Annotated in this window: 4 protein-coding genes; all 4 read right to left on the reverse strand. The window is 41.3% G+C overall.

Translation table 11 applies throughout. The annotated features are described in order from the left end of the window. Positions 1-129: 129 nt before the first annotated feature. Entirely contained in the window at positions 130-462 is a 333-nt protein-coding gene (locus E2980_RS23700) for a four-helix bundle copper-binding protein (protein ID WP_135154677.1), read from the reverse strand. A gap of 389 nt (positions 463-851) precedes the next feature. Then, a complete protein-coding gene (locus tag E2980_RS23705) occupies positions 852-1,313 on the reverse strand; it encodes a MarR family winged helix-turn-helix transcriptional regulator (protein WP_135154678.1) in 462 nt (153 codons plus the stop codon). 214 nt (positions 1,314-1,527) lie between these two features. After that, positions 1,528-1,893, reverse strand: a complete 366-nt coding sequence (locus tag E2980_RS25050; RefSeq protein WP_338080760.1) for a hypothetical protein — start codon at positions 1,891-1,893, stop codon at positions 1,528-1,530. A 106-nt stretch (positions 1,894-1,999) separates the two neighbouring features. Further along, on the reverse strand, positions 2,000-2,836 hold the full coding sequence (locus tag E2980_RS23715) for a hypothetical protein (RefSeq protein ID WP_135154679.1): 837 nt from the start codon (positions 2,834-2,836) through the stop codon (positions 2,000-2,002). Between the last annotated feature and the right edge of the window lie 168 nt (positions 2,837-3,004).

Here is a 3,004-nt window from a genome sequence, read left to right on the forward strand (position 1 = left end):
CGGAAGCATTAGATCGACTGTTGCCGTGGTCATCGTCGTTACCTCTCGCTTGCCGAGTCTTTAAATCATAAATCAAGCATACCGTAGCCCTCATCTCGAATACAGGTGGGGGCTATTTGACGCTTACATTTAAGCCACCATCATCCGACATGCTTTTGCACAGGCAAAACATGCTTCTGCGCATTTTTTGCAATGTTCATGATGATTGTGTTTATTGCATTCGTTGCCGCAAGCCTCGCATACTTTAGCACAAAGTTCACAAATTTCTCGGACAAATGGGCTATTTATAGACATTGTGTTTGCAGCTAATGAACAAAGAGTTGCACACTCTCTGTCCAAAAGAATGCAGTCCCTCATCATATCGATATCCTTTTCTTTTAAACATGCATCAAAACAATGGTTGCATTCTTGCATACATTTTAAGCATTCCTCGATACAATTCTTATATTGCTCGTGAGACATTAAACGTACCTCCTTGCACAATTTGTACTACGATACGTAGTTATTACCCGTTCAACAGGTTAATAAACATCAACTACCATCCGTATTCGATTAAAGTAAAAGTAATAAACCCAAACGAAAGCACAATGGAAACGGTTGAGAAAATCAGGATCCAAATTTGTTTGCTACGATGCCTATTCAAACGATACATCGAATATAGAATCATAATTATAGTAATAACAATCATTGTCCTTCTTATCCAAACTACAGCTGACATGGAGGCCATCATGTTTGTTGAGCCGCCCAGTAACGTCAAAATTCCCATATGAAGCCAGTGGTGGGATGTGGCTAGAAAAGAGAGTATGATCGAAAATATGCCAGTTGCTGCTTGAGATTTTGGATTCATAGATTTATGATTCATCTTCATCTTTTAATTCCCCTTTTACACGCGTAATTGCAGTCGTAAACATTTTGAACCCGTCAGTAATCATTCGTTGGTCGTTCTCGGAAACATCTTGTAAAACCTTTCCATAAAAATGAATCGACTGCTGCCGTACTTTGTGTATCGTTGTTCTCCCTTTCTCCGTTAAGGAAAGCAATGTTTCTCTACGATTGTTTTCATTTATGTTGCGTAGAACAAAATTAGCTTTAACCAATTGGTCCACCAGCCTGCTGACAGAACTTCGATCAAGCAGCAGAATGTCAGCAAGCACACCTACAGATAAGGTTTTGCTCTCGAGCTCTTGCAGAGCAAAAACCTGAGATAAAGAAAGCGAATAACCGCACGGTGTTATCGATTGTTCAAGTAAACCAAAATGCCTCACAAACTTTTGAACGGTTGTTCTAAGTTCCAATAATGTATTTTGTTCCATTCTTGGACCTCCTCATTATTTGTATCATACAACACATGTATTATACACGAATTATTCAAAAGAAAAAGCAGAGCTCAGTCTGCTTTATGAAATTATTTCTTCCTTTAGACGCTCTAAGGTCATGCGCTGCACAAACCGGGAGTACTTCTCCTTAGGTTTGCCGTTCTCTTGATAATAGGAGATCAGGCGCTCGACTATCGGAATTAATTGAATCTCAGGAACTTTTCCCTTCCCCGCCAACGTAAATATTGAATCCATTTTTCATCTTGATGATCCCGATATCTTTGAAAAGCGGTTCGCTTGTCGCATTTGCACAGCCTGCATACCCAACCTTCAGCGGGCTGGGAACCGTATGACCTGCAACGATTTCGTTCAATTTAATAGCAACAGTAAGCCCTGCTTCTTCCACGCCTCTGCAGAAATTACAAGCGATTAAGTTCTTTGAGAAGAATCCAGTTGAATATACCTCTAAACCTGCTTCAACGAGTTTTTCTTTCGTTTCGTCGAAATGATCTTCTTCGATATCGATATAAAGCTGCTTAAACGTGGTGAATTCAATTTCAGCGTCCGCATGGAGCACATCTCCAATCGACCTCCACTGCTCTGCAGTGAATAAACTTCCCCCGACCAATGCGGGGAGCAACTGCGATTTTCATTCTATCCCTCCTATAAAAATCACATCAAACTTAAGGAACATCTACGACAAAAGGGACAATAAAGGTTTCACCGTTTCGTTGGAACTGCCCCCAAACTTTATAAACACCACTCTTTGGGAATTTCGTCATAAACTGAGCGTCTGGCCCTTTGGCTTTCTCATCTATCGGATGAACGTGTAAATACTGCTCAGCATCTGCGCTTATAATAACCACATGTCCAACTGCGCCCAAGTAGGGTTGCAAATCTGTAACCGGCTTTTTCGTTTTTGCATCAACCATGTTGAACGTTAAATTCAAGTCCTTATTTGCCATCAAATGATCAAAGGATAACTTCACGTCTATGTTGTTGATCGTTTTTGCTAAGTTTGTTTCTGCAATAATCTCTACTGGTTCTGGAGCAGAACCCTCTATAGATATCCACTCACTCTGGGAAGTCGCTGAACTGCCAGTCGGGACATAGTCAGCAATTAACTTGTAGTCCCCAGAATTCGGGAACTGTGTAGTCACAACAAATTTACCGTCACCTTTATATTCAGGATGAATATGGTCGAAGAACGATAAATCTTTGCTCACGACGATTAAGTGCATCTTCTTCTCGTGGTTGATATCAAACTTATCGATTGGCTTGCCTTCGTTATCTTGAATTTGAATTGTGATGGCAGTATCTGTATTCGGTTTCGGCTTTTCAGTCGAAAGCTTCCAGACGGCACTAGTTGATTGTGCGGCGCTTGTTGGATCCTTCTCTGCATGCGATCCGTGATCCATTCCATTGCTGCCATGATCCATCTGGTTATTGCCATTTTGTTTGGTGCAGGCGGTTAAAAAAACAAAAACTACAATTAACAATAAGAGTGATAATCGTTTCATTGGGTTACCTCCCGTAGATATAAAGCTTTATTCTTTGTAATCGCAATGCGTTTAGTACGACCGAAACCGAGCTGAGTGCCATAGCTGCCCCGGCAAGCCACGGAGCGAGAAAACCGCTGGCTGCAATCGGAATACCGATGACATTATAGGCAAGCGCCCAAAACAGAT

This window comes from Cohnella luojiensis (assembly GCF_004564235.1).
GTDB classification, from domain to species: Bacteria; Bacillota; Bacilli; order Paenibacillales; family Paenibacillaceae; genus Cohnella; species Cohnella luojiensis.

Excerpts from the sequence above, each read along its gene's own strand:
- E2980_RS23700 (WP_135154677.1), bottom strand. The coding sequence starts at position 462 with ATGTCTCACGAGCAATATAAGAATTGTATCGAGGAATGCTTAAAATGT.
- E2980_RS23705 (WP_135154678.1), bottom strand. The coding sequence starts at position 1,313 with ATGGAACAAAATACATTATTGGAACTTAGAACAACCGTTCAAAAGTTT.
- E2980_RS23715 (WP_135154679.1), bottom strand. The coding sequence starts at position 2,836 with ATGAAACGATTATCACTCTTATTGTTAATTGTAGTTTTTGTTTTTTTA.